General features: G+C 53.9%; 17 protein-coding genes and 2 pseudogenes. 9 read left to right on the top strand and 10 right to left on the bottom strand.

The window, feature by feature from the left end; all coding sequences use genetic code 11:
* The first annotated feature begins 498 nt into the window (after nt 1-498).
* The 4 genes from pxpB to R5H23_RS02395 all read left to right on the top strand — a co-directional run bounded on the left by pxpB (nt 499) and on the right by R5H23_RS02395 (nt 4,758).
* A complete protein-coding gene (pxpB, locus tag R5H23_RS02410; RefSeq protein ID WP_317214198.1) occupies nt 499-1,200 on the top strand; it encodes a 5-oxoprolinase subunit PxpB in 702 nt (233 codons plus the stop codon).
* Nucleotides 1,197-2,189 carry a biotin-dependent carboxyltransferase family protein gene (locus R5H23_RS02405; RefSeq protein WP_317214197.1) on the top strand — a complete coding sequence of 331 codons (993 nt, stop codon included), beginning with the start codon at nt 1,197-1,199 and terminating at the stop codon, nt 2,187-2,189. The genes pxpB and R5H23_RS02405 overlap by 4 nt, the downstream gene beginning before the upstream one ends.
* Before the next feature lie 188 nt (nt 2,190-2,377).
* Nucleotides 2,378-3,361, top strand: coding sequence for a DMT family transporter (locus R5H23_RS02400; protein ID WP_317214196.1), 984 nt, complete (start codon nt 2,378-2,380; stop codon nt 3,359-3,361).
* Nucleotides 3,362-3,495: 134 nt separating this feature from the next.
* The gene (locus tag R5H23_RS02395; RefSeq protein WP_317214591.1) at nt 3,496-4,758 is read left to right on the top strand and encodes an MFS transporter; all 1,263 of its coding nucleotides are present in this window, start codon (nt 3,496-3,498) and stop codon (nt 4,756-4,758) included.
* Nucleotides 4,759-4,806: 48 nt separating this feature from the next.
* On the opposite strand, the gene R5H23_RS02390 is transcribed toward R5H23_RS02395, so the two are convergent.
* Nucleotides 4,807-6,009: a pyridoxal phosphate-dependent aminotransferase gene (locus R5H23_RS02390; protein ID WP_317214195.1), complete on the bottom strand. Its 1,203-nt coding sequence runs from the start codon at nt 6,007-6,009 to the stop codon at nt 4,807-4,809.
* Nucleotides 6,010-6,271: 262 nt separating this feature from the next.
* Between R5H23_RS02390 and R5H23_RS02385 the strand changes: the two genes are divergently transcribed.
* The 4 genes and pseudogenes from R5H23_RS02385 to R5H23_RS02370 all read left to right on the top strand — a co-directional run.
* Complete coding sequence (locus tag R5H23_RS02385) at nt 6,272-7,750, top strand: aspartate ammonia-lyase (RefSeq protein WP_317214194.1); 1,479 nt, start codon at nt 6,272-6,274, stop codon at nt 7,748-7,750.
* A gap of 244 nt (nt 7,751-7,994) precedes the next feature.
* The gene (locus R5H23_RS02380; protein WP_317214193.1) at nt 7,995-10,562 is read left to right on the top strand and encodes a TonB-dependent receptor domain-containing protein; all 2,568 of its coding nucleotides are present in this window, start codon (nt 7,995-7,997) and stop codon (nt 10,560-10,562) included.
* Between the two features lie 27 nt (nt 10,563-10,589).
* The gene (locus R5H23_RS02375; protein WP_317214192.1) at nt 10,590-10,784 is read left to right on the top strand and encodes a hypothetical protein; all 195 of its coding nucleotides are present in this window, start codon (nt 10,590-10,592) and stop codon (nt 10,782-10,784) included.
* A gap of 12 nt (nt 10,785-10,796) precedes the next feature.
* Nucleotides 10,797-11,246: pseudogene (locus tag R5H23_RS02370) on the top strand (SDR family NAD(P)-dependent oxidoreductase); the annotation flags it as partial.
* Between the two features lie 44 nt (nt 11,247-11,290).
* On the opposite strand, the gene R5H23_RS02365 reads toward R5H23_RS02370, so the two are convergent.
* Genes R5H23_RS02365 through R5H23_RS02340 form a run of 6 tightly spaced genes read right to left on the bottom strand, consistent with a single transcriptional unit; the run spans nt 11,291 to nt 16,027 of the window.
* Complete coding sequence (locus R5H23_RS02365) at nt 11,291-12,202, bottom strand: LysR substrate-binding domain-containing protein (protein WP_317214191.1); 912 nt, start codon at nt 12,200-12,202, stop codon at nt 11,291-11,293.
* A gap of 5 nt (nt 12,203-12,207) precedes the next feature.
* Nucleotides 12,208-12,975, bottom strand: coding sequence for a 5-oxoprolinase subunit PxpA (locus R5H23_RS02360; protein ID WP_317214190.1), 768 nt, complete (start codon nt 12,973-12,975; stop codon nt 12,208-12,210).
* 34 nt (nt 12,976-13,009) lie between these two features.
* Complete coding sequence (locus tag R5H23_RS02355) at nt 13,010-13,462, bottom strand: acetyl-CoA carboxylase biotin carboxyl carrier protein subunit (RefSeq protein WP_317214189.1); 453 nt, start codon at nt 13,460-13,462, stop codon at nt 13,010-13,012.
* On the bottom strand, nt 13,459-14,826 hold the full coding sequence (gene accC, locus R5H23_RS02350) for an acetyl-CoA carboxylase biotin carboxylase subunit (protein ID WP_317214188.1): 1,368 nt from the start codon (nt 14,824-14,826) through the stop codon (nt 13,459-13,461). Before accC ends, R5H23_RS02355 begins: the two co-directional genes overlap by 4 nt.
* Nucleotides 14,823-15,263 (bottom strand): biotin/lipoyl-containing protein, encoded by a 441-nt coding sequence (locus R5H23_RS02345; protein WP_317214187.1) that lies wholly within the window; start codon nt 15,261-15,263, stop codon nt 14,823-14,825. The genes accC and R5H23_RS02345 overlap by 4 nt, the downstream gene beginning before the upstream one ends.
* A gap of 8 nt (nt 15,264-15,271) precedes the next feature.
* Nucleotides 15,272-16,027 carry an SDR family oxidoreductase gene (locus R5H23_RS02340; protein ID WP_317214186.1) on the bottom strand — a complete coding sequence of 252 codons (756 nt, stop codon included), beginning with the start codon at nt 16,025-16,027 and terminating at the stop codon, nt 15,272-15,274.
* A gap of 275 nt (nt 16,028-16,302) precedes the next feature.
* Here R5H23_RS02340 and R5H23_RS02335 point away from each other — a divergent pair.
* Nucleotides 16,303-17,045: pseudogene (locus R5H23_RS02335) on the top strand (IS5 family transposase).
* Between the two features lie 19 nt (nt 17,046-17,064).
* Here the strand turns inward: R5H23_RS02335 and R5H23_RS02330 are convergent.
* The 3 genes from R5H23_RS02330 to R5H23_RS02320 all read right to left on the bottom strand — a co-directional run bounded on the left by R5H23_RS02330 (nt 17,065) and on the right by R5H23_RS02320 (nt 18,884).
* Nucleotides 17,065-17,631, bottom strand: coding sequence for a serine hydrolase (locus R5H23_RS02330; RefSeq protein ID WP_317214185.1), 567 nt, complete (start codon nt 17,629-17,631; stop codon nt 17,065-17,067).
* Nucleotides 17,549-18,064, bottom strand: a complete 516-nt coding sequence (locus R5H23_RS02325; protein WP_317214184.1) for a serine hydrolase — start codon at nt 18,062-18,064, stop codon at nt 17,549-17,551. Before R5H23_RS02325 ends, R5H23_RS02330 begins: the two co-directional genes overlap by 83 nt.
* 616 nt (nt 18,065-18,680) lie before the next feature.
* The gene (locus tag R5H23_RS02320; protein ID WP_317214183.1) at nt 18,681-18,884 is read right to left on the bottom strand and encodes a hypothetical protein; all 204 of its coding nucleotides are present in this window, start codon (nt 18,882-18,884) and stop codon (nt 18,681-18,683) included.
* Nucleotides 18,885-19,249 lie beyond the last annotated feature (365 nt).

Here is a 19,249-nt window from a genome sequence, read left to right as displayed (position 1 = left end):
GATTCAAAGCGACCACTCAAGCAGCCTACACAAATTCTTGAAGGTGCTACTAAACTAGACGTTTTAGCGATGACAGAACATCAGGATATTCAATCTGTCTCGCTACGGGACGAAGGCGTTGTTGACCATGCCATCACCGCTGTCGGTCACTGTACCTCCGGGTTGGTCAGATTGGAATACAGCCACAAAAAGTATGGATAACCTTGCAAGTGTAGGCGGCACGCTTGCGTAGTTCCATATGACGGAATCATTTGAAGACCTGAATTATTATAATGTTATTTTAGGTTTAACAAATCATGGTTTTCGCCATTTTGAATGAAGCCACTAGAGCTGGTCAACCATGGCTCATAAGTTTTGACGATAATACAATTGCGAGAAAAGATTTCGATGAAAGATAACAACTGTGTTTTTGGTAAGAAGAATAAATCGAATGATTGATCCGAGAATTTCCAAATGTAGCGTGTGAAAACTCTGGATCGATAGGCTGGAGAACATTTCATGCTGCGAAACATGGCGGGAGAGCTAAGTGAAGGGTCTATGGAGCAAAAAATAGGCCCGTGCATCAGCATGATGGGAACTCGGGCCATGCTGTTTGAGGCCCCTGGAGACTTTACACTCGCACAGCAGCGCCGCATCTGGGCGCTTACAGAAGCATCCCGCGAACGTCGGGACGTCGCTGAAGTGATTGTTGGTGTGACTAATCTGATGTTGGTTTTCTCGCAGGCGCCGGAAGATCCGTTAGCCATAGCTCATTGGCTTCTAAAAGCCTGGGACACGCTGCCAGAACGCCATATCAAAGGCAGGCTGTTTGAAATCGGCGTCCGTTATGGTGGCGAACTCGGGGAAGACCTTTTCCACGTCGCAGAACATGCATGCCTTTCCCGGGAAGACGTCATTTCCCTTCATCATGGGGCTGAATATACAGTCTGTGCCTTGGGAAGCGTTCCTGGTTTCGGGTACCTGCATGGGCTGGATCCAAGGATCGCAACGCCTCGAAAATCGGTGCCTTCTTTAAAGATGCTGGCAGGAACCGTTACCATTGGGGGCAAGCAAGCCGGCATATCGGCTTTGACCGGCCCCAATGGATGGAATTCAATCGGCTTTACGGAAATATCGTTATTCAATCCTGAAGAGGAATCTCCCTCGCTGTTCGCGATGGGAGACCGGATCAGGTTCTATCCGGAAAGTATTGATCTGTGATTACAGTTCTTCAGACGCAGCCACAAAATACTGTTCAGGATCTGGGGCGTTTCGGATACCGGGAACTGGGTGTTGGTACCGCCGGGGCAATGGATGGTGTTGCGCTTCAGGCCGGGAATATCCTTTTGGGGAATCAGCACGACGCAGCAGCTCTGGAGATCCAGACTTTTCCTTTTGTCGTCAGGTTCGATGAGGCGCGTTTTGTTGCTGTTACGGGGGCGGATGCGAAGCTCGATCTGTCCGGCCAGCCTTTTCTTCCATGGACGCTGAAGCACGTTGAGGCAGGGCAAACTTTATCGATCGGTCGTCCCGCCGTAGGGGCGCGCGTTTATCTCTGTGTGCAGGGAGGGATTGAAGTTCCTGCAATTCTTGGTTCACGCAGCACGCAGCTACGCGGTGGTTTTGGCGGTCTTGAAGGGCGTTTCCTTGAACCTGGGGATGTTTTGAGAACGGGCGATGGGCCTGAGAGGCACTCTCTCTGCGGCGCTTTGCCGCCGGGACAGAGGCTTGAGCAACTGGACCGGGCAAAAAATGTTATCGGGTTAAGGGCTATTCCGGCGACAGATTATTTCCGGTTTCCGGAAGATGCACGTCATCGCTTCTGGAATACGGACTGGAAAATTTCGCCGCAGAGCAATCGCACCGGTTATCGTCTGAAAGGAGATCAGGTTCTGCCCGAAAGCGCTGTCGAACTGCGGTCCTATGGTGTGGTTCCGGGGATTGTTCAGGTTCCCCCGTCAGGTGAGCCAATTGTGCAGATGGCGGATGCCAATACGGCTGGTGGCTACCCCAGAATAGCGTCCGTCATAGAAGCTGACCTCTGGAGGCTCGGTCAGGCGCCAGTTGGGTCCAGAATCAGATTTCTGCAGTGTGATCATGCCGAAGGAATTGCTGCGATGTCGGCAGTCACATTGTATCTGTCTGATCTCATGCGGGTTTCAGGCCTCTACCAGGGAGAGCGTACCACGCTTTCGCAGGCAGTTTCCTGACGTCTTGAACCCTGACGTGCCCAACCATAACGAAACATTATGGTTGGGAAACAAATCCCTATGAGAGAACCATTCATAATCATCTTACACTCTTAAAAAGTGTAAAAGGGATGTCTTTTAATGAGGATATTCCGGATAAATAACGAACCATGTTTTGACGTTGAGGTTATTCGGGAGTCAGGCAAACCGTGCGGCATGATCTGAAACGAGGCGCACTGCTGCTGGCGACTGCTACGCTGTTCAGCGCCATGGTCAATGCTCTTCAGAAGCTGACCGGGGTTCACTTGCCTGCTGTGGAAATCACGTTTTTCCGGAATTTTTTCTCTCTGCCCTTCGTGCTGCTGATTGCCAGCAGAAAAGGGATGGTCCTCAAAACCAATCATTTTGGCGGCCATGTCATTCGTTCGGCTGTTGGCCTGACCGGAATGATCATGGTGGTGGTTGCTGTTACCCGGCTGCCGCTGGCGGAACAGCAGATCCTGTCTTACACGCAGCCACTGTTCCTGGTCTTGCTGTCCATCCCTTTGCTAAATGAAAAACCATCCCTGACGCACTGTATTGCCGTTCTCATTGGTTTCTGCGGTGTACTGTTTGTTGCGTTGGGTAAGAACCCAGCATCCATGGTTTCGGGCGTTGTCATTCCTCACTGGGTGTATTTGCTGGCGATTGCGCAAGGGGCGGTCGGAGCACTGACGGCCATGCAGATCCGGCAGCTTTCCGCCACGGAATCCAGCACGACCATTGCGATCTGGCAGGCCATCCTCATGACAGTGGCAACTCTTGTTGCTCTGCCGTTTTTCTGGGTTTCTCCCGGAATAACGGATCTGTTGTGCCTTGTTGCCGTGGGTGCATTCGCGGGGATTGCCCAGATTCTTCAAACGGAAGCTTTTGCGTCAGCTCAGGTCTCGGCTGTCGGACCTTTCTCTTATACCGGCTTGCTCTGGGCAGCCATGATTGGCTGGCTTGGCTTTGGGGAACTGCCGGGTGTGACGCTTCTGCTCGGCGGGTGCCTGATTATCGGCTCGGGTGTGTGGATGTTGCGCGTCGATCGAAACAAACAGTCCAGACAGGTTGTTACGCCTTCCAGTGCGGAGGCTTTCAGCAGTCAGGACGCGGCCCTCGAGGCCAGTGAACTAACGAACAAAAATCTGGAAAGGACGCCTTCGGCCTGATGAAAACACGCAAAAATCTGCGGTTTTTGAATGTCGAGTGTCCTGGTGGGACGTCTCATCCCTGACCGACAAGGAGAGCAGGCATGTCTGAATTTGGAGTTGCAGGATCCGATGTTGAGGACGGCGCACCAGCCATGAAACTCTCCCGCATCAATACGGCGTCACAGAAGACGTCGGCCACCACATACCGTTATGTCATGTTCGGATTCATTTTCCTCATGTACATGATCAGCTATGCGGATCGTGCCGCCTTATCTATTGCGTTGCCGGCCTTGGGGCAGGAATTCGGATTGGGTTCGGTACAACTCGGATGGATATCTTCGAGTTTCCTGTGGTCTTATTTCATTCTGAATCTGCCATCATCCATTCTTCTTGATACCATCGGGCCTCGCCTGACGGGTGTGATTGCGGTAGCATTATGGTCATCTGCCATGGTGTATGGGGGGACAGTGTCCACCATCCGGCAGTTCATTATGTCGCGGGTATTTCTCGGGATCGGTGAAGCCCCAACTTTTGGTGTTGGGAGCAGTGTCGTGCGCGCCTGGGCGCTTCCCAAGGAGCGTGGATCAGTTTTGACAACGCTTTTGACCGGACAGCAGATCGGTCTGGCGCTTGGTACACTGGCTGGGGCGTTTCTGATTGTACGGTTTGGCTGGCGGTTCGAGTTTGCAGCGCTCGGGGTCATCGGGCTGCTCTGGGCTGTATTCTGGTGGCTTTTCTATAAGGACTCGCCCTATAAGCCTGTTGCCGAGAAGAAAGGCCCAATTACCCGGGCACAGTTCTTTTCCCTTTTTAAATCCCGTTCATTCTACGCGATTGTCATTACGCAGTGCCTCGGAAATTATTTCAATTTCCTCGTGATGTCATGGCTGCCGGTCTATTTCATTCACAAATTTCATCAGGATGTTTTTCAGTCCGGTGCGAAAAGTGCGGTCTGTTATGTTTCCGCATCGTTTGGCGCAATTCTTCTTGGACGCTTTTTGGAAACTTCAGTTCTGCGTCACAGGACGGAAATTCATGCCCGTCGTATCATCGTCTGTACCTGCATGATATTGAGCGCAACTGTAGGTCTTCTTCCTTTCATGACCTCGATGTCTCTGACGCTTGTTGTCATGGGGGCCTGTCTCGCAGGAATGATTGCGGGAAGTGGCGCCAATACCGCTCTCCTGGCAGATCTTCTGGATGATGGCAGCAAGATTGGGACTGTAACGGGGCTGACCCTGACTTTCAGTAATCTGTCCGGGCTGTTTGCACCGATTGTCACGGGGTACATTGTGGCAGGGACGGGCAGTTTTGATATCGCGTGGTTTGGCTGTTCTGTGGCTCTTCTTGTGGCCGGTCTGACATCCCTGTTCATGGTCAGCGGACCTATCAGGACACTCTTCAATAAAGCATAAAAAAGGGAGGAAGCCTGAGCTTCCTCCCTTTCGCTAAAGCGGCCTTGGTTAGCTCAGGCTTGCAACGAATTCCGCAATCCTGCGGCATCCCTCACGGAGTGTATCCGTGTCTGTTGCATAGGAAATGCGGAAGAACGGGCTGAGGCCATAAGCCGTACCTTGCACGGTTGCGACCTGCTGTTCTTCAAGCAATGCCATGACAAAATCCGTATCGGTATCAATCGTTCTGCCGCTGGTCGTCTGCTTGCCAATGCAGTCTGTAATATCCGGATAAACATAAAACGCGCCCTGAGGCGTATGACATTTGATGCCCGGAATGTCGTTCAGAAGTCCGACCACAAGGTCACGGCGCTTCTGGTATTCCGCAGCACGGTCTTTCAGGAAATCCTGAGGGCCTGTCAGCGCAGCAACGGCCGCAGCCTGTGCGATGGTATTGATTCCGCTGGTGGCCTGACCCTGCATGTTGTTCATGGCCGCTACGAGGTTTCGTGGGCCGCCACAATAACCGACACGCCAGCCCGTCATGGCATAACTCTTCGAGACACCATTAACCGTCAGGACACGGTCTTTCAGGCGTGGTTCGACTTCTGCCAGAGTGTGGAATTTGAAGTCGTCATAAACGAGATGTTCGTAGATGTCGTCTGTCATGATCCACACCTGGGGGTGCTTCAGCATGATGCGGGCAATGCTTTCCAGGTCTTTCTTTGATGCGCATGTTCCGGTGGGGTTGTTGGGGAAATTAAGGGCCAGCCACTTGGTTTTCGGCGTAATGGCGGCTTCCAAATCTTCCGGCGCCAGACGAAAACCGTTTTCCGGGCGACAGGGAACCTGAACGACCTTCGCGCCTCCTAGTCGGGCAAGGTCAGCGTAGCTGATCCAGTAAGGCGTTGGGAGAATGACTTCGTCGCCCGGATTGCAGGTCGCCATCATGGCGTTGAAGAGGATCTGCTTGGCACCGTTGGCAACGAGAATTTCGTCGAGATCGTAATGGAGGTTGTTCTCGCGCAGGAATTTCTGCTGGATCGCTTTTCTCAGCGCGGGTTTGCCGTTCTGGGGAGGATATTTGGTATCCCCGCTTCGGGCAGCCTCAATAGCCGCTTCAATGACATGATCCGGGGTTGGAAAATCAGGCTCGCCGGAGGAGAGTCCTACAATTTTCAGTCCCTGGGATCGTAGTTCCGAAGCCTTGTCGGTCATTGCCGCTGAAGCGGAAACGGAGATTCCGTTCAGTCTGTCTGCGAAGCCGGGCATCCATTTTTACTCCAATGGGTGGATGGTCAAACAAACCAGAATTCTTCTTCTAAAGGCTTTGCAGAACGGTTTGATACCAAAGAAAAACCTTTGCCCCTATCCAATAAAGATATGAGCGCGATATTTGCTCAGGATATTACGGTTCCGGCACGGTCTGGGCTCAGTAATGCTTTCAGAACTTATTTCGCCAGCCGTGCCTGCCAGTTCCGAAATGCGGAGTCTGCATGGCGTTTCAATATTTGATGTAACCGGAAAAGCAGGCATGGATAATGCGGTGAATGACGGGCTGAAACGTCCGGCACATGATGGTGGTAACGGGGTATTCCGTACGGAAAGAGACCTTTTGGGCCCCCGGGAAATTCCTCAGAATGCCCGGTGGGGTGTGCATACCCTGCGGGCGCAGGAGAATTTCCCGATCAGTGGAATTCCTATCGGAGCCAATCCATTTCTTGTTAAAGGAATGGTTCTCGTCAAACTGGCTGCTGCCAGGACGAACAGCAGGCTCGGGGTTCTGGCGCCATGGCGGGCAGAGGCGATCGAGAGGGCTTCTCAGGAAATTCTCGATAATCCCGTTCTTTATGAAGAGTTTGTCGTTGATGTCATGCAGGGTGGAGCAGGGACCTCCACCAACATGAATGTCAACGAGGTCGTTGCAAATGTAGCACTGGAGCTGTTGGGGAAAGAGCGCGGTGATTACATCGTTCTGCATCCGAACGATCATGTGAACATGATGCAGTCCACGAATGATTCCTATCCAACCGGATTGCGTGTTGCGGCTCTTCTGTCCCTGGAACCGCTATTGGTGGCACTGACGGATCTGGCAAAAAGCCTGCGAGCCAAAAGTGCCGAATTCAGGGATGTCCTGAAGCTTGGACGCACCCAGTTGCGAGACGCGGTGCCCATGACGCTTGGCCAGGAATTCGGAGCGTTCAGCACCACGGTTCTGTCCGAAATTACCAATCTGAAAAATGTATCCGGGCAGTTGCTGTCGATTAATCTGGGTGGCACGGCAATCGGGACAGGTATCACTGCTCACCCTGAGTTCGGGCAGTTCGCAACGCAGGAATTAAGCCAGTTAACAGGCTATGAGTTCGAACGAGCTGCGGACCTGGTGGAAGCAACGTCTGATGTTGGTGCTTTTGTCAGTCTATCAGGTGCTCTGAAGCGGCTGTCCCTGAAGCTTTCAAAAATAGCGGGAGATCTTCGCCTGCTGTCCAGTGGGCCTTGGGCGGGGCTGGGAGAAATCTCTCTTCCTGCTGTGCAAGCTGGATCTTCCATTATGCCGGGAAAGGTTAATCCGGTTATTCCGGAGGCTGTCAGTCAGGTGGCTTATCTGGTGTGTGGGCATGATCTGACTGTCACCATGTGCGCAGAAGGTGGTCAGCTTCAGTTAAATCCTTTCGAGCCCATGATTGCACATTGTCTTCTCTCATCAACGCATTGTCTCACCAATGCTGTGACGGTTTTGGCGACGCGCTGTGTAGATGGCATTGAAGCTGATCGGGAGCATTGCCGATCCAATGTTGAAGGAAGTGCCAGCATTATTACCGCACTTGTTCCGCGGCTTGGATATGAGGTGTGTTCCAGGCTTGCAAAACGCGCTGCGGTTGAAAAAAGAAAAATACTCGACCTGCTTCTGGAAGAGGACCTGCTACCCTCAGAGGAGTTGGCGGAACTGCTGCGTCCGGAGCGCCTGACAGGTGCCGCTGCGAGAGTCTCGGCGGATAGCCTGCAGTCATAGTTCGTGGCAATGGGTCGAGATGAAAACAATATTGGCGGTCACCTTTACGAATACGCAACAATAATGGAAAGGCACCGGTCTGGTTGAGGAAACGCCACTTCATGATCCTCAGCCATCGCTGGTTGGCACACGCCACGGAGCAGCATCTGGGAAGGTTTTCCAGATGCAGTGCGCCGGCAGATCCCCCGCTGTGTTTACCGCCCGGTTCCAGGTGTTGTCGCCTGTAGAGATGGAGTAGCCGCCGATGAAAAAGCGCTTTCATATGACTGAGAAAAAACTGCTGCTGTGTACGACCCTGTGCCTGTTCGGTTTTTCTGCCAATGAAGCAGTCTCAGCAACGACGACGACTACGACCAAGCATGCCGGAAAGGCAGTCAAGGCTGCCAAGCCCGCTGTAGCTCCGAAGAAGCCGGCGATTCATGATATTGAAAACCACAAAAGCGAAGAGATCAGTGTTACGGTAGAGCGCCGTGTTGGTCGATCGGTTCTCTCGCCGTCCACTCCGGCCCACAGCACGACGCAGGTGACCGTGGTCAGCGGAACCCAGCTTGCTGCGACAGGTCAGAGCAACCTGATGCAGGCGCTTTCACAGCTCTCTCCATCGGTGACATCTCCACCAATGCCGGGCGGCGGTAATAACGGCTTCACGCAGACCATGCAGCTTCGCGGCCTTTCTGCCGATCAGACGCTGATCCTCGTCAACGGGCACAGACGGCATATTGGTGCCAACTTCAACGCTCTTGTTGGGCCGCAATGGGGATCTGAACCGGCTGATATCGCTCTTATTCCCATCAGCGCGGTCGATCATGTGGAAATCATTACGGAAGGCGCAACGGCGCTGTACGGTCAGGACGCGATGGCGGGTGCCGTCAATATCGTTCTGAAATCTGCAACACACGGCGGCTCCATCAATTTCAAGAACAGTGGCTTCTATGCCGGCGACGGGCAGAACATTGACGGTTCCGCCAATCTTGCTTTTGCCCTTGGAAAGCAGGGTGGTTATCTGGATCTGGCGGCCCAGGTCATGCATCAGCTCCCGGCTTCACGGAATGGCGATTACATCAATCCAAGCCGCGCTCCGAACGATTTCTACTATGCACTACCTAATGGCAGCGTAGATCCGCGTTCAAACAGAAGCCGTGATGTTCAGCGATCAAACTCGCTTTCAAAGCGCACGGCGGAAACGTTATCAGCCAACATGAGTGTTCCGCTAACGGAACATATTGACCTGTATTCGACGTCTACCTATGCGCACCGAAAAGTCTCCGTCGGGCAGACCTATCGTTCTGCAGCCGATGATCTGACGGTGACGTCGCTGTGGCCAGACGGAATGCAGCCTTATTACGACATGACCGAAAATGACTTTGAGGTCGATAATGGCTTCAAAGGTCACACATTCGGCTTTTCCTGGGACACATACGTCAATTACGGCAAAGACCTTCAGTCGTATGACATGCGTGACACGGATAATGCGTCTTACGGCGATGCCAGTAAGACCAAATTCTATACGGGTTCAGCCACAGCCAGCGAGTTGACTGCCGGCTTCCGGGCGTCCCGTAATTTCGATGTCGGTTTCCTGCCAAAGCCTGTCAATCTGGAATTCGGAGCAGAATATCGCCGTGATACATTCACACTTGGCGCAGGTGAGTATGAATCCTACGGGGATGGTGGAGTGCCGATCCTGACGGGGCCAGATGCAGGAATGACAGCGACGCCAGGTGCTGCGACCCATGCGGGTAATCCGGCGTCTGTGGCTGGAAAATACACCCGCGATGTTTATGACGGGCACGTCAATCTGGACTTCTTCGTGACCCGTAAGTGGGAATGGACTCTTGGCGGCCGAACTGTCGCTTATCACAACTATCCTGTTGTCACGACCGGCTCCATCGGAACGCGCTATAATTTCAATAAGAAATGGGCAATCCGCGCTAATATCAATACGGGTTACCGTCCGCCCACGCTTGGCCAGACCTATTATTACTACAGTTCCCCAAGCGCGACATACTCCACACTGTCGCTGCCAAATAACAGCCCGGCAGCGCGTTCGCTTGGTGCCGGCCCTCTCAAGGGAGAGTACTCCCGCAGCTACAGCATCGGTATTGATGCGACGCCGATCACCAACATGCACCTGACCGGCAACCTATATTACATTGCCATTAACGACAGGCTTGCCAGTACGCCGACCCTTGGCGGCTCTTACGTTGCCAGCACGCTGGCCGCAAATAATCTCGGAAATGCGACTTACGCATCCTACTATGCCAACCCGGTCAACACGAACACCTGGGGCGGCGATCTGGCGCTGGATTACACCTGGCGCACGCAGTGGTACGGAACATTCCGTTTTGGAATCGGTATTAACTTCTCCGATAACGAAATCCGCAGCTACAACAAGACGCCTGCTGTGCTGCAGGCTAATAATATTGCCTATTTCAACTCTTACGCTGTGGCCGAACTGCTCCATGCATCGCCCAAGAACCGCGAAAATCTGACCGTCAACTGGACGAAAGGCAAGTGGTCTGCAAAGGTCGAGGAACTGCGTTATGGCTCCTCCGTCTTCATTGCTGCCCCAAGCCTGACCACTAATCTGTGGACGGTTCAGAACCCGGCGATCATTACAAATCTTGAGGTCGGCTACAAGATCGTTCCCTGGTGGAATGTCACGATCGGCGCCAACAATGTGGGCAACAAATACCCGACCCGTGTAAAGGCAGCGTCTACCGCGTCCAGTTTCAACATGTACAAATACGCTGCATTCTCTCCTTACGGATATTTCGGTGGTATGTACTACGTCTCTACGTCCATGAATTTCTGAGCAGATTATAACCGAAAGGCCGCTAACATGCTCGCAACATCCGGACGTGTCATCATGGTTTCGGGGGCGTTCCGAGGAATTGGTGCAGCAGTCTGTACGCGCCTTCTGGAAGCGGGGTTTAAAGTAACAGGAGGGATGCGCTCTCCTGATACCGCGCTGGAGCATCCTAACTTCCTTCCATGCACCTATGACGCTGAATCTCTTGAAGCTGCGTCAAGCTGAGTACAGACGACGGTTGAGAATTTTGGTCGGATCGATGCGGTGGTCAACATCGCTGGGATCAATCCACGCGTCACTGTAGAGCACGGGGATGAAGACAAGCTCGACCAGATGTGGCGGGTGAAAGTGAAAGGCCCTTTACGCCTTGTTCGTGCGGCACTTCCCCATCTGAAGGCTATCGGAACTGGGCGTGTGATCAACCTGGCGTCGCTTGCCGGCAAGCGGGTGGGGACGAATGTCAGATATGCGATGACCAAGTTTGCGCTGGTGGCTCTGACGCACGGAATCAGGCAGGAGTTCTGGAATTACGGAATTCGGGCCTGTGCCGTGTGCCCTGGATATGTCGCAACCGACATGACAGCCCATGAAACGGAAGTGGCTGCGCCAGACATGACGCAGCCCGAAGATCTGGCGGAAATTGTCGAGACCGTTCTGCGACTGCCGAATTCAGCATCCCTGTCTTAAATTCTGATCAACTGCCGCAAGGAAGGGATGCTGTAGCCTCTGGGTCAAGTGACAGATGCACCATGCAGGTTCATTGTCTCTTCCCGCAGGATTTCGATGACGGCTGTTGCTGCGACAGAGTGCGTGGCGTCATCCTTCAGGCAGAGGGAAATCGGCGCAATGATCTCCGGCTCTGTCAGCGTGCGCACTGTAACGGGGAAGACGCGTTGCAGTTCAAGCGCCACCGGAAGCGGTAGAATTGTGATGCCCAGCCCTTCGGCGAGGGCCTCGCCCAATGTGGAAAGCGATTCGAGTTCGGCAATGATATGGGGGCTGAAACCGCAGTCCCGACAGGCTTTCTCAATACGGGCTCGAGGATAGGTTGAACGTACGGGGAGAAACATTTCCCTGTCCGCGAGCGCAGCCAGAGGAATGGCATCATTTCCTATAGGGAAAAACTCTTCCAGCCCGACGACGCACCATTGCTCTGTGGCAATGGTCTCAAAAGAAAGGCCCCGGATTGGTCCGACATCGTAAAGAACGGCGACATGCATCGCGTCTTTCATGATGAGCTCTGTCAAGGCAGGGCCAAAATGTTCCCTGATATGCAGAATGACATTTGGATATTTTTCCCGAACCTTCCGCAGGAGGGGAAGGGCGAGGGAGGTGGCGCTGCTGGAGGGCGCTAGCCCGACGCAGACTTCACCTGAAACAACAAGTTCCGGCTGAGAAACACTTCTGCGCGCTTCTGCCTCCTGCCGGAGCATGATGTGCGCATGATGGTACAAGGCGCGCCCGGCTGGTGTAAGGCTGACGCCCCGCGGACTGCGAATGAGGAGTTTCTGCCGGAATTCCCCCTCCAGGGCTACCATCTGTTGGCTCAGGGCGGGTTGAGCGATGTGGAGCAGACTGGCCGCACGCGTCACGCTTCCAACGTCCACAACCTTGATGAATGCCGCGAGACGCCTTGTGTCCATGGAGATCAGCCTAGCAGAACATGGGCAGGAACAATTTCACCGCCGCCACTTTCGATCTCTGACCTTATGACACGGGCCAGCTCTACGGAACCAGGTGTATCGCTGTGAACGAGAATGGACGAGGCTTTGATCTGGCGCGTTTCACCCTCGATCGTCGTGATGGTGCCGCTGTCCAGAAATTGACGAACCCTGTCCCGCAGTTGCGCATGATCGTGGATGACCGCGCCTTCGCGTCCGCGTGGAACCAGATTGCCTTTTACGTCATAAGCCCGGTCGGCCAGAAAGATTGGCAGAACCCGCAGACCTGCTTTTTCTGCTGCGCGGCCAACAGGCTGATCCGGCATGGAGAAGAAGATCAGGTTACGGTCCATCGTGGCAATGACCTTGGCAAGCCGCTCTGCGAGGGCTTCATCTGCATTGATCGCATTCCCAAAAGCTGCGTGGTACGACACATGCGTAACGCGGGCACCGTATCGGGACGCGACGCCCTGCAGGGCTCCGATCTGGTAGGCCAGAATGGTTTCCATTTCCTTGGGAGAAAGCTGCATGAAGCGGCGGCCAAAACCGGTCAGGTCCGGAAAGCCCGGATGTGCTCCGATGCCGACACCCCGTTCGATAGCCATGCGAACCGTGTGATCCATGATCGAAGGATCCCCGGCATGGAAGCCGCAGGCAATGTTCGCGGAGGAAATAACGTCCAGAAGGCCATCATCATCGGCCACTTTCCACCGGCCATATCCTTCACCGAGGTCCGAGTTCAGGTCGATCTTCATTCATTCCTCCTGGATGGGTTTCAGCCGTAATTCTTCAGTCATGACTTGGGATGAGCGTGAGAATGGTCGTTCCGTAGCCCGTCAGATCGCCGGTCTGTGTCAGAACCTCTGCAACCGTTCCGGCACAGGGCGCTGTCACGCTGATTTGCATGGGGCCAATCGAGAGAAGGGCAACAGTCTCCCCAGCAGTGACGGCGCTGCCCACAGGAGCCAGTGGCGCATCCTGCATGGGGCGCAGGAGCGACAGGACACCGAAATAGGGGCTCTTCACGGCAACAGGTTCATCCCCTTTGGGACGCGATGCGGGCCCCTGCAATGCCGTTGTTGCAGGAACGGAGACGGGGCTCAGAACGATTTTGAAAGAACGCTCCCCCGCAGTCACTTCCAGACTGTCCAGCCCCGCGTTTCGGAGCCAGCCGATGATCTGCGCTGTTTCACCCGCAGTCGGGATCTGGAATGACGCGAAGTCATTTTGCAGGGTCGTCATGATTCTTCGCGTGTCCTGAGCCAGTTCTCCAGGAAGTGGATGTCGACGCTGCCCTCACGGAAGGCAGGTTCGGCAACAATGTCCTGATGAAGGGAAAGGTTGGTCGTCACGCCCTCGACGCACATTTCGGCAAGGGCAATTTCCAGCCGTGCGAGAGCCTCTGCCCGGGTTTCCCCATGAACGATGATCTTTCCGATCATCGAGTCATAGTGAGGGGGAATAGTATAGCCCGCCGTGACATGCGTATCGACGCGCACACCCGGGCCACCCGGAAGATCCCATCTTGAGATGAGACCAGGAGAGGGGCGGAACGTCCGAGGGTCTTCCGCATTGATGCGACACTCGAAAGCATGCCCGCGTGTCAGGATGTCCTGCTGACGCAAATTCAGCTTTGCGCCGTGTGCGATACGAAGCTGCTCGCGGACAATGTCGATACCGGTTGTCTCTTCGGTAATCGGATGCTCAACCTGAACGCGTGTGTTCATTTCGATGAAGGCAAAGAGACCGTCTTCGTACAGGAACTCGAACGTGCCAGCGCCGCGATAGCCGATCCGGTGGCAGGCTTCGGCGCAGAGCGTTCCGATCCGGGCGATGTCTTCTGGCGGTATGTCGCGGGGTGGCGCTTCTTCCAGCACTTTTTGATGACTTCGCTGTAGAGAGCAGTCCCGTGCGCCAAGCCACAGGGCCGTTCCATGCGTATCGCAGAGCATCTGGATTTCGATGTGCCGCGGCTTCTGCATGAATTTTTCGAGGTAAAGGGTTCCGTTTCCGAAAGCCTGCCGTGCTTCATGGGCTGTCAGACTGACGGCTTCAGCCAGTTCGTTAGCAGACCAGACAACGCGCATGCCTTTGCCGCCGCCGCCGCCTGTTGCTTTCACAATCACCGGATAGCCCACGGAGTCCGCAATGGCCGCAACGTCTTCAATTGCTTCGGGGAGGGAACCATCAGACCCTGGAACGCAGGGCACACCCGCTTCAAGCATGGTCCGCTTGGCGGAAATCTTGTCACCCATGATACGGATGGATTGCGCGGTCGGGCCTACGAAAATCAGGCCCGCAGCCTCCACCGCTTCCGCAAAATCAGCATTTTCGGAAAGAAAGCCATAGCCGGGATGAATGGCAGTGGCACCCGTTACGCGTGCGGCCAGCAGAAGCCGTTCCTGATCAAGATAGCTCTTTGCAGCGGATGCAGGCCCGATGCAGAGTGCGATATCCGCTTCCTGAACATGGCGGCTCTCACGGTCAGCTTCTGAAAAGACCGCGACAGTTTCAAGTTTCAGGGCCCGACACGCACGCTGGATGCGCAGGGCGATTTCACCGCGATTGGCAATCAGCACACGGCCTGTGATCTGGAGCGCACTCATTGAAGGCGCAGGAGAGGTGCGCCAGCATCCACCTCCTCTCCATCTGAGGCCAACAGTTCCATGATAGTCCCAGAGGCGTCTGCCTCAATGGCACTGAAGACTTTCATTGATTCCATGAGGCCGACCTGCTGCCCTTTTTCAACCTTGTCTCCCACTGCGACAAAAGGGGGAGATCCAGGGGCCGGGCGTTGATGGAAAATGCCGTATGCCGGTGCGGAAATGATATGCTCGGACTGACGGACATCTTCCACAATCGTGGAAGAGGGGCCTGGTATGGCCTGAATGGCCGCCGGGCTCTGGTCCTGTGGAAGGGGAGCGGACGGCACGCCAACGGCTGGACTGCGGGAAAGGAGGATGTAAATTTCGCCATCCCTCAACTCCATCTCGGCAACATCGGAGCGGCTGGCAAGCTCAATCGCCTCCCGGATGCGGTCCATCCATGACATCATTCTTTGGGTGTCGTTCTTTTGGCGAAGTTCAGACCGCCCACGACCTGCATCGTTGGCAGGACTTCCATGAAGCTGACATTCATGCGCTGTGGAGCCGTTACGGCAAACGCAACGGAATTGGCGATGTCAATCGGAAGAAGAGAGTCGTATTCATCAAAGAACCGGCGCTTGGCTTCTTCCATATTGCCGATCAGGCGACCGAAGACTTCCGTTTCCACCCGGGCCGGGGAAATCTCCGTGACGCGAATATGAGATCCGTACATGTCACAGCGGAGCTGTTGGGACAGGGAATGTACGCCTGCCTTGGTCGCGTGATAGACGGTGTTGCCGCCCGCAAACGCATAATGACCAGCGATGGAGCTGATGTTAACGATATGGCCGCGATCACGCTCGACCATACCCGGCACAATCAGGTGCGTCAGTTGCAGAACGGCACGCAGATTGACGTCCACCAGACTGTCAATGTCTTCACGTGTTGTCTTGGCGATGTTGCCGGCGCGTGACTGGCCGGCGTTGTTCACGAGAACATCGAAGGGGATTTCCTGCGTGAGCTGTGCCAGAGCGTCATAATCCTCGACGCTGATGGCGTGGGGAATGCATCCCGTTTTCTCTGCCAGTTCAGCAAGGCGGCCGGCATCGCGCGCTATCGCATGAACTTCCAGACCACTGTCCCGAAGACGTGCGACAATGGCGGCTCCAATACCGGAGGATGCTCCTGTGACAAGTGCTGTACGGTAGGGAAAATCACTCATGATTGGCTGCCATCTGTTGCGGAGGAAGAGCTATTTGCTCTTTCATTCGGACATATCAATGTGCCTCTGAAAACATGATAATTCCGTAACGAAACCCGATCCAACAGAACTTCGGTCTTGGGTCATAAGAATGTGTTATGACCCAGCCTTTAGTGACCAGAGAAAAAAGAGAATTAGGCTTAGACGCAAGACCTATTAATTTGAGTGCGACCATCTGAGCCAACCTAGATGAGGAGGTGGAAACGATCGACCTGTTCTGGGTGACGGACGAACAGATGGATCGTTTGCGTCCTTTTTTCCCGAGGTCCACGGCGGACAACGCGTTGATGATCGCTGCGTGTTAAGCGGCATCATTTTTGTCAATCAGAATGGTTGGCGCTGTCGGGATGCTCACTGGGAATATGGGCCGCACAAGACGCTGCACACCCACTGCAAGCCTTGTGGCTCCATGGCGATCTTCGCCCGGAGGATGGAATGGCCTGTCTGTCGAAAAAGCAGAGCGCCAGATAGTTATAATTGATGCGACACATCTCAAGACACACCGCGCAGCTTCGGTCCTGCAGCTAAAACAGAGAATCTAGACTGCCTGATTAAACGCGTCAAAGCCAGCATAACACGACGCTTCACGAAGTTACCGACAAAAACGGATATCCTGTGAGCTTGTTCCCGACTTCGGGACAGATCAATGATTATACCGGTGCCGGTGCCGGTGCCGGTGCCGGTGCCGCTGCCCTGCTGGACAGCCTTCCTGCAGGGCAATGAGTGCTGGAAGAACGGGGTTATGATGCTGACTGATTCAGGGATGCACCGGAAGAAAAGGGAAGACCCTGCATTCCAAGACGGAGAGCCCACGGAAATCCTGTTAAATTCGACAGGCGGAAGTATAGACCCTGCAATCGCATTGAGATCATGTTTGCAAGATCAAAAGTGGCGGCGACTCGCGACTCGCTACGACAGATGCCCAACCGTCCTCTCCTGCGCCATCTGTCTCGCTGCAAACGCCATCTTCTGGTTATGAGCCCGCAGCCTAGTGACTACTACTTGGACTTCAGTGCCTCGATGAGCGAATAGACTGCCTTTACCCGGGCTTCATTCGGATAGTTTTTATTAGCCAGCACGACTATACCGATATTTTCACTGGGCACTACAGCAATATAGCCACCAAATCCGTTCGTCGATCCGGTCTTGTTCAGGAAAACGTTTTCCTGTGGGGCGAGGGGCGGGCTTAGCTTCTTTTCTGGGTGTGGTTTCATAATGAAATCATAGCCATTGCCCAGCGTTATCTTCTGTAGGTCGGTAGGCCAGGAATATTGCTCCCAGATCATATCCTGCGTGAAAAACGCGGTTCTGTATTGGCCTTGATGGGTTCTTCTAACTGCCTTACGCAATTCTTCCGAAGCCCTGCCTTGACCCATCTCTATGTCAAGGACCTTAAGCATGTCTTGAGCGCTCGATTTTACGTCATAGGCTTCTTCAGCCAACAAGCCAGAGGTCATCCGAATTGGTGCATTTGTCTTTCGGTCATATCCCCAAGCATAGTGCGCCACTTCTCTCTCCGGAACATCGATCCAAGTGTGTTGTAGTCCGAACGCCGGAAAAAGCACGTTTTCTACAGCATGCTTGTAGTTGGAGCCCTCCCGAATGGTGTGTTGCCAGGTCCATGAGAGTCAGTCGGTCGCCTATTGAGCAGGTATCCGCACAAACATAATGTGCCACTGTATCATCGAGAGCGAATTCACCGCGTTCTTCCGGCAGGGCTGCAAGCGTCACATTGAAAATTTTACTCATCGAACCGAGCTCAAATAAGGTATCTGGCGTGGCAAGGCGGTTATCGGCTCGTGATACTATCCCAGCGGCATAAAATTCATGTCGTCCGTCTCGGGTGATGCCGACCACAAGGCCGGGTATGTCGTATTCCTTCATCAAAGGTTGGAATGTATTGCGCGCCTGGTCAGCAAAACTATCAGCTTCTGCGGGCGATAAGCTTGAAGCAATCACGGTAATGGAAAGCATCACAATGTGTGCTCGCTTCATCATCTCTATGCTCCATATCTGGAATCTTCATGGGCTCGTGAGAGTACATAGCACCCTCGGGCAAACTTGTGGCGCTCCTTGACCACGCTAATCTCTCAGCCTGCAATATTATTGAACATGGCGATGGGGTTGATTCCCATATCACTTGAAAGCCGCGTTGCGGGCACCACGTTCCATTTCTGTCATTACGCGGTCGATGAGATAGCCTGGGCCTCAGCCATCTCATCATTTTTAGCTCTTGCCGCATTGAGACGCCTGTTCCTATGTTCTCTGAACTGTTGTGGCGACCATCGCTCCCCGACCTTGGCGTAACGGATTTTTCGCGAGCAAGGATAAAGGAGGCGGAACCCGGTCCGAATGGGTTTGAAGAGGAATTGCTCGGGTCGCCCGACTTGCGAACCTTTTCCCACAACAGCTTCAGCTTTTTCTGATAATCCATCTTGAACAGTGCCGCTGTTACAGCTCGATAGTGTCCGTCCTCTTGAATGAGGGAAGGACAGGGGAAGTGTACGACGACTTTAATCCAGTCTTTTCGTTCAGTGACACGATAAAAGAGAGATTTCTGTGACTCTGTATTGTCTAGGCGAATTTTCGACGCGTTATGGAGCGATTACGATTATCAGAGACCCTCGGGGTAGCTTATGAGAAGCTGCCGCGCCTGAATAACAGCTAATCGACGGCCAATGGCTCCATTGATCACGTCAGGCGCTACGGGCAAAAAGGTAGCGGCGAGACTGAGGAAGCTCATGAAAGACAGGGCAGTCTTGTAATAGCGCGTTGCGATACGGTGCATCTGCTTGAGCGTGTTGAACATTCGCTTCATGCGGTCGCGGTCTGGATAACGCTACCAGTCTGTTTTCTGCGGCGCACTTTGGCCTTTACGTGATGGAATACCCGGTCGGATCCCATGGATCAGTAAATCCGGGCGGTAGCTGTGGCTGTCATAGCCCCGATCGGCGAGCATGACCCTGAAGTTTGGAGCCCAAAGTGCCATCAGCGCATTTGCAGAAGCGAACCAATAACCGCCCATCCTGATCTGTCAGGTCGCCTCGTGCCATACCTGCCCTCTCTGCCTGTTACTCCACAGCCACAAAGTGAGTCAGATCCCAGACAGAGCGTATAGGAATTTTGTCAATAGAGCTTAGCCCCACTCGCGCGGACAAGAAGATACAAACCCTGCGTATCGCT

It is taken from the genome of Gluconobacter sp. GP1 (assembly GCF_032913585.1).
GTDB lineage: Bacteria > Pseudomonadota > Alphaproteobacteria > Acetobacterales > Acetobacteraceae > Gluconobacter > Gluconobacter cerinus.
Note: the sequence above shows the minus strand (reverse complement) of the source record. Positions and strands in the feature narration are given on the sequence as shown.

Excerpts from the sequence above, each read along its gene's own strand:
- R5H23_RS02345 (WP_317214187.1), bottom strand. The coding sequence starts at position 15,263 with ATGGACCGCATCCGGGAGGCGATTGAGCTTGCCAGCCGCTCCGATGTT.
- R5H23_RS02395 (WP_317214591.1), top strand. The coding sequence starts at position 3,496 with ATGAAACTCTCCCGCATCAATACGGCGTCACAGAAGACGTCGGCCACC.
- R5H23_RS02375 (WP_317214192.1), top strand. The coding sequence starts at position 10,590 with ATGCTCGCAACATCCGGACGTGTCATCATGGTTTCGGGGGCGTTCCGA.
- R5H23_RS02390 (WP_317214195.1), bottom strand. The coding sequence starts at position 6,009 with ATGCCCGGCTTCGCAGACAGACTGAACGGAATCTCCGTTTCCGCTTCA.
- pxpB (WP_317214198.1), top strand. The coding sequence starts at position 499 with ATGCTGCGAAACATGGCGGGAGAGCTAAGTGAAGGGTCTATGGAGCAA.
- R5H23_RS02340 (WP_317214186.1), bottom strand. The coding sequence starts at position 16,027 with ATGAGTGATTTTCCCTACCGTACAGCACTTGTCACAGGAGCATCCTCC.
- R5H23_RS02380 (WP_317214193.1), top strand. The coding sequence starts at position 7,995 with ATGAAAAAGCGCTTTCATATGACTGAGAAAAAACTGCTGCTGTGTACG.
- R5H23_RS02325 (WP_317214184.1), bottom strand. The coding sequence starts at position 18,064 with ATGATGAAGCGAGCACACATTGTGATGCTTTCCATTACCGTGATTGCT.
- R5H23_RS02360 (WP_317214190.1), bottom strand. The coding sequence starts at position 12,975 with ATGAAGATCGACCTGAACTCGGACCTCGGTGAAGGATATGGCCGGTGG.
- R5H23_RS02355 (WP_317214189.1), bottom strand. The coding sequence starts at position 13,462 with ATGACGACCCTGCAAAATGACTTCGCGTCATTCCAGATCCCGACTGCG.
- R5H23_RS02365 (WP_317214191.1), bottom strand. The coding sequence starts at position 12,202 with ATGGACACAAGGCGTCTCGCGGCATTCATCAAGGTTGTGGACGTTGGA.
- R5H23_RS02385 (WP_317214194.1), top strand. The coding sequence starts at position 6,272 with ATGGATAATGCGGTGAATGACGGGCTGAAACGTCCGGCACATGATGGT.
- accC (WP_317214188.1), bottom strand. The coding sequence starts at position 14,826 with ATGAGTGCGCTCCAGATCACAGGCCGTGTGCTGATTGCCAATCGCGGT.
- R5H23_RS02320 (WP_317214183.1), bottom strand. The coding sequence starts at position 18,884 with ATGAAGCGAATGTTCAACACGCTCAAGCAGATGCACCGTATCGCAACG.